This is a genomic window from Erythrobacter sp., assembly GCF_038133525.1.
Taxonomy (GTDB): domain Bacteria; phylum Pseudomonadota; class Alphaproteobacteria; order Sphingomonadales; family Sphingomonadaceae; genus Qipengyuania.
The window spans coordinates 56,597-62,867 of the sequence record NZ_JAYPTL010000009.1; the positions used below are offsets into that span (position 1 = coordinate 56,597).

6 protein-coding genes are annotated in these 6,271 nt (G+C 61.6%); all 6 read left to right on the forward strand.

Features of this window, described 5'->3' with window-relative positions; all coding sequences use genetic code 11:
• The first annotated feature begins 75 nt into the window (after positions 1 to 75).
• Positions 76 to 1,083, forward strand: coding sequence for a cytochrome c oxidase subunit II (gene coxB, locus AAFM29_RS03920; RefSeq protein ID WP_341711510.1), 1,008 nt, complete (start codon positions 76 to 78; stop codon positions 1,081 to 1,083).
• Between the two features lie 30 nt (positions 1,084 to 1,113).
• Positions 1,114 to 2,799 (forward strand): cytochrome c oxidase subunit I, encoded by a 1,686-nt coding sequence (gene ctaD / locus AAFM29_RS03925; RefSeq protein WP_341711511.1) that lies wholly within the window; start codon positions 1,114 to 1,116, stop codon positions 2,797 to 2,799.
• Between the two features lie 105 nt (positions 2,800 to 2,904).
• Positions 2,905 to 3,864, forward strand: coding sequence for an alpha/beta hydrolase (locus AAFM29_RS03930; RefSeq protein ID WP_341711512.1), 960 nt, complete (start codon positions 2,905 to 2,907; stop codon positions 3,862 to 3,864).
• Positions 3,865 to 3,887: 23 nt separating this feature from the next.
• The gene (locus AAFM29_RS03935; RefSeq protein WP_341711513.1) at positions 3,888 to 4,805 is read left to right on the forward strand and encodes a heme o synthase; all 918 of its coding nucleotides are present in this window, start codon (positions 3,888 to 3,890) and stop codon (positions 4,803 to 4,805) included.
• 123 nt (positions 4,806 to 4,928) lie between these two features.
• Positions 4,929 to 5,492 carry a cytochrome c oxidase assembly protein gene (locus AAFM29_RS03940; RefSeq protein WP_341711514.1) on the forward strand — a complete coding sequence of 188 codons (564 nt, stop codon included), beginning with the start codon at positions 4,929 to 4,931 and terminating at the stop codon, positions 5,490 to 5,492.
• A 66-nt stretch (positions 5,493 to 5,558) separates the two neighbouring features.
• A partial coding sequence (locus tag AAFM29_RS03945; RefSeq protein WP_341711515.1) for a cytochrome c oxidase subunit 3 occupies positions 5,559 to 6,271 on the forward strand: 713 nt, incomplete at its 3' end.

The following is a 6,271-nucleotide window of genomic DNA, read 5'->3' on the forward strand; positions in this document are numbered from 1 at the left end:
TTTTCCCGTGCGCGGCCGACTTTGACGGGTCAAAAAGACCGAGCCGACAACGAGACACGAAAGAGCGTCCAGACGATGAAATTTCTTGGCTCCCGCAACGGGTTCCACCGGATCGCCGCCAGCCTGCCGATGGCGCTGGCGCTCATGCTCAGCCCGTCGCTGGCGCAGGCGCAAGATGCGCCCGCAGCTGCACCGACCGAAGCCGTCGTGGCTGCGTCGGATGATGCGGCTGTCGATGCTACGCCTGCCGGCTCCTACACGCCGATGAAGCCGACCGAAGGCAAGGGCATGCCCGTTGCCCGCGGTATCGACGTCCAGCCGCAATATTCGCCCACGGGCGATTTTGCGCATGGGCTGCATGTCGGTCTGGTTTGGGTCATGGCGCTGATCAGCGCTTTCGTCCTGCTGTTGTTCGTGGTCGTCATTGTGCGCTTCAACAAGCGTGCCAATCCGGTGCCGTCGAAGACCAGCCACAATACGCTGATCGAAGTGGTGTGGACGGTTGTCCCCGCGCTGATCCTGCTCGGTATCGCGGTCCCTTCGATCACGCTGATTGCCAAGCAGTATGAAAGCCCGCCGAAGGACGCGATCACCATCAAGGCGATCGGTTACCAGTGGTACTGGGGCTATAGCTACCCGGACAACGGCGACTTCGAAATCGTCTCGAACATGCTGTCGGAGGAAGAGGCCGATGAGCGCGGTGAGCCGCATCAGCTCGCAGTCGACAACCGCATGGTTGTGCCCGCCGGCGTGCCGATCCGCCTGCAGACTACCGCTGCTGACGTGATCCACTCGTTCGCCGTGCCGAGCCTCTGGTTCAAGCTTGACGCTGTTCCTGGCCGCCTGAACGAGAAGGTGCTCTTCATCAAGGAACCCGGCGTCTATTACGGCCAGTGTTCCGAACTGTGCGGTGCGCGCCATGGCTATATGCCGATCGCCGTCGAAGCGCTGCCGATGGACAAGTATAACGAATGGGTTCTGGCCCAGGGTGGCACGATCAAGGGCGCTGAAGCAGCGCCTGCCGGCGACGCCGCGGCAGCTCCTGCCGAGGGTGCCGAACCCGTTGTCGCCCCAGCCGCCTAAGAATTCCGATTAGCTCGAGAGTATAGCACGATGGCCACCACCGCCGAACACTTCGAGGCCCACCACGAAGACCACGCGCACCATGATGCCGACCACAAGCCCGGCTTCTTCGCGCGCTGGTTCATGTCCACCAACCACAAGGACATCGGGACCCTCTACCTGATCTTCGCGATCATCGCCGGTATTGTCGGCGGTGCGATCTCGGGCATCATGCGCATGGAATTGGCCCAGCCGGGTATTCAGTACCTGCAGTTCTGGGCCGAACTTATGGGCGGCAACGCGGACTTCGATACCTCGCTGCACATGTGGAACGTGTTCATCACGGCCCACGGCCTGATCATGGTTTTCTTCATGGTCATGCCGGCAATGATCGGCGGTTTCGGCAACTGGTTCGTGCCGCTGATGATCGGCGCGCCGGACATGGCCTTCCCGCGCATGAACAATATCTCGTTCTGGCTGACGGTGGCTGGTTTCTTCAGCCTGCTGTTCTCGATGTTCGTGCCGGGCGGCACGGGCCCGGGCGCGGGTACCGGATGGACGGTCTACGCGCCGCTTTCCACCACCGGTTCGCAAGGACCCGCGGTCGACTTCGCGATCTTCTCGTTGCACCTCGCCGGTGCCGGCTCGATCCTGGGCGCGACCAACTTCATTACCACCATCTTTAACATGCGCGCGCCGGGCATGACCCTGCACAAGATGCCGCTGTTCGTGTGGTCGGTGCTGGTTACCGCATTCCTGCTGCTGCTGGCCCTGCCGGTTCTGGCCGCAGCGATCACCATGCTGATCACCGACCGCAATTTCGGCACGACCTTCTATGATCCGGCCGGCGGTGGTGACCCGATCCTTTACCAGCACCTGTTCTGGTTCTTCGGCCACCCTGAAGTGTACATCATGATCCTGCCGGGCTTCGGCATGATCTCGCAGATCGTTTCGACCTTCAGCCGCAAGCCGGTGTTCGGTTACCTCGGCATGGCCTACGCGATGGTCGCTATCGGTGTCGTCGGCTTCGTCGTGTGGGCGCACCACATGTACACCGTCGGCCTCGACGTGAACACGAAGATGTACTTCACCGCGGCGACCATGGTCATCGCAGTCCCGACCGGCGTGAAGATCTTCAGCTGGATCGCGACCATGTGGGGCGGCTCGATCGAGTTCAAGAGCCCGATGGTCTGGGCGATCGGCATGATCTTCCTGTTCACCGTCGGCGGCGTGACCGGCGTCTACCTCGCCAATGGCGGTGTGGACGACGTGGTGCACGATACCTACTTCGTGGTGGCGCACTTCCACTACGTGCTGTCGATGGGCGCGGTGTTCTCGCTGTTCGCGGGCTTCTACTACTGGTTCCCGAAGATGAGCGGCCGGATGCACTCCGAACTGCTCGCGCACCTGCACTTCTGGGGATTCTTCATCGGCGTGAACGTGATCTTCTTCCCGCAGCACTTCCTGGGTCTGCAGGGTATGCCACGCCGCTATCCGGACTATGCAGAGGCATACACCTACTGGAACGAGATCAGCTCACTCGGCTACGAAATCATGGCTGGTTCGATGATCTTCTTCTTCGTGAACATCATCTACGCCTTCGTGGCCGGCAAGAAGGCAGAGGACAACTATTGGGGCGAAGGTGCAACCACGCTCGAATGGACGCTGTCGAGCCCGCCGCCGTTCCACCAGTTCAGCGAGCTGCCGGTGATCGAGGATCACCACCACGCCCACTGAGGAATTGCCGCCGCACCCCACGCGTGACCGGGTGGGGAATGGCCAAACGCTTGCGGCCGGTCCCTCGTGGATCGGCCGTTTGCTTTTCACGAAACGGAGTGAGCTATGCCGGAAGTGCGCATGATCGATGTCGGTGAACTGAGTCTGCGCTGCGCCGTCGAAGGCGACGGACCGCTGGTGATCATGGTCCATGGCTTTCCAGAAAGCTGGTATAGCTGGCGACATCAGATTGGCCCGATCGCGGATGCGGGGTTCACCGCCTGCGCGATCGACGTTCGCGGCTATGGCGGCTCGGACAAGCCATATCCGGTGGAAGCCTATGCGATGGAACGTATCGTCGGCGACCTCGTCGGTCTTCGCCGGGCGCTCTCTCCCGATCAGCCTGCGGTGCTCATCGGCCATGATTGGGGCGCACCCATCGTATGGAACAGTGCCCTTTCCAATCCCGAGCATTTCCGCGCAGTCGCCGGCCTGTCGGTTCCCTTCTCTGGCGTCCCGCAACGGCCTTTTACCGAGGTGTTTCGCGAACATTTCACCAGCCAGGGGCGATTTTTCTACCAGGAGTATTTCCAGGAACCCGGTGTGGCCGAGGCCGAAGCAGAGCGCGATCCCCGTGACTGGGTCGCCCGCATGATGTACTCGATCAGCGGTGATGTTCCCCCGGGAGAGTACTGGAGCAAGCCGCTGGGCGCGATGTTCCTGGAAGGTCTGCCTGACCCGCAGCCGGTTCCCTGGCTGACCGAGGAAGACCTTGATTTCTACGAGGGAGAATTCCGCGCTTCAGGGTTCCGCGGCCCGCTCAACCGCTATCGCAATCACGAAGCCGATTTCGAATGGCTGCAGGGATGGAACGGTAAGCGGATCGAACAACCCGCATTGTTCATCGGCGGGACGCGCGATCCGGCCACCTTCCTTTTCGGTGGGATCACCGATCCGGTCGCATTGGTGAAAATGTTCGCCCCGCAGTCGGAAGGCCATGTGCTCGAGGGCGTGGGCCACTGGACCCAGCAGGAACGACCGGACGAGGTGAACCGCATTCTCATCGACTGGCTAAAGCGATTGTGACGCCCTATATGGCCCCCGATTCCATGACCCAGGCAGCCCCCGTCCAACTCCCCGCGGAATGGCGCGATTTCTTCGCGCTGACCAAGCCGCGCGTGATGTCGCTGGTCATCTTCACCGGCCTATGTGGGTTGCTCGCCGCACCGGGGCATATCCACCCCGTGCTGGGCTTCACGGCGATTCTCTGCATCGCCTTGGGGGCGGGCGGTTCGGCCGTGCTCAACCAGTGGTGGGAAGCCGATATCGACAGTGGAATGAAGCGGACCGCCGGGCGCCCGCTGCCCACCGGGCGGATGAACCGGACCGACGCTCGCGATTTCGGTATCGCGCTCTCGGTCGCCTCGGTCCTGATCATGGGACTGGCGATCCACTGGCTCGCCGCTGCGATCCTGGCGGTCGCGATCGTATACTACGCCGTGGTTTATACCATCTGGCTCAAGCCGCGCACACCGCAGAACATCGTTATCGGGGGCGGTTCGGGGGCCTTTCCGCCAATGATTGGTTGGGTTGCCGTCACCGGCGATATCACGCTGATGCCGATCCTGCTGTTCGCCATTATCTTCATGTGGACCCCGCCGCATTTCTGGGCGCTCGCGCTGTTCGTGAAGACCGATTACGCCAACGTCGGCATCCCGATGATGCCGGTGGTCAAGGGCGAGAAGTCCACCCGCCTGCAAATGCTCGCCTATTGCGTCCTGCTGGTCCCGATTGCCGCCGCACCATGGTTCATCGGTGGGACGAGCTGGATCTATGGTGCCGCGGCGCTGGGCCTGTCCCTCGTATTTCTGGCGCTGAGCATTCCTGTCGCTTTCCGCACGGCAGCCGAAGGCGACAAGATGCTGCCCGAGAAACGCATGTTCGCGTTCAGCGTGTTCTACCTTTTCGCTTTGTTTGCCGCGCTCGTCGTCGACCGGGTGCTGGCGTACCAAGGAGTGATCGGATGACCCCCGAAGAAGAAGCCGAGTTCCGCCGTCGCCAAAAGAGCCGTAACCTCGTGCTCGGCGGTATCCTGCTGTTCCTGGCGCTGCTTTTCTACGCGATCACCATTGTGCGGATGTGATAGACCTATGACTGCCGCGACGCTTGAAACCCGCAAGACACGCACCGCACTACTCGCCGCGTTCGGGGCGCTTGCCATGCTCGGCCTCGGTTTTGCTGCCGTGCCGCTCTATCAACTGTTCTGCCAGGTGACCGGCTTCGGCGGTACCACTCAGCGGGCCAGCGCGTCGGACGCCGCCAGCGCGGCCCAGGCTAGCACGGGGCAGACCATCTCGATCCGCTTCGACGGCAATACCGCGAGCGACGTGCCCTGGAATTTCCGTCCTGAGCAGGCGACCGACACCGTGGTGATCGGCCAGCGCGACATGGCGATTTATCTCGCCAGGAACAATTCGGACGAACGGATCACCGGCACCGCCACCTTCAATGTCGAGCCGGAACAGGCCGGGGCCTATTTCAACAAGATCCAGTGTTTCTGCTTCACCGAGCAAACGCTCGAGCCGGGCGAGGAAGTGCGCATGCCGGTGCTTTACTACGTCGATCCGGCGGCGCTCGACGATCCGAACATGAAGGGGGTCGAACAGATCACCCTTTCCTATACTTTCCACCGTTCCAAGGAATCTGCGGAGTAGGCTCTGGACCCGCGCGCAATGGCGCATTAAGGGCACCCGCAAAGCGAGTAACAGGACGCGAGACACATGGCTGGCAAGGTCAATCACGACTATCACATCCTCGAACCCGATATCTGGCCGCTGATCGGCTCGATTTCGGCGCTCACCTTTACCAGCGGCATGGTGCTGTACATGCACGAGATGGCCAATGCGCATCTCGTTCTTGGCCTCGGCATCGCCGGTTTGATCGCGACCTTCTTCAGTTGGTTCTCGAACATCGTGAAGGAAGCGCAGCAGGGCGATCACACTCCGGTGGTGCAGCTGCACCTGCGGTACGGCATGATCCTGTTCATCGCTTCGGAAGTGATGTTCTTCGTCGGCTGGTTCTGGAGCTGGTTCGATTTCGCGCTGTTCCCCTCGAGCATTTCCGAGGTGGTCGGTGGGCAATTCCCGCCCAAGGCGATCGAAGCGGTGATGGACCCGTTCTCGCTGCCGCTGCTCAACACGCTGATCCTGCTGTGCTCGGGTACTACCGTGACTTGGGCGCACCACGCGTTGATCCATGGCGATCGCGAAGGCTTGAAGAAAGGTCTCTGGCTGACAGTCCTTCTCGGTGCGCTGTTCACCAGCATCCAGGCCTACGAATATGCCCATGCGCCGTTCGGCTTCGGTGGCAACACCTACAGCTCGGCCTTCTACATGGCGACCGGCTTCCACGGCTTCCACGTGCTGGTCGGCACTATCTTTCTTATCGTCTGCATGGTGCGCGCTTACAAGGGCCACTTCACCCCGCGCCAGCA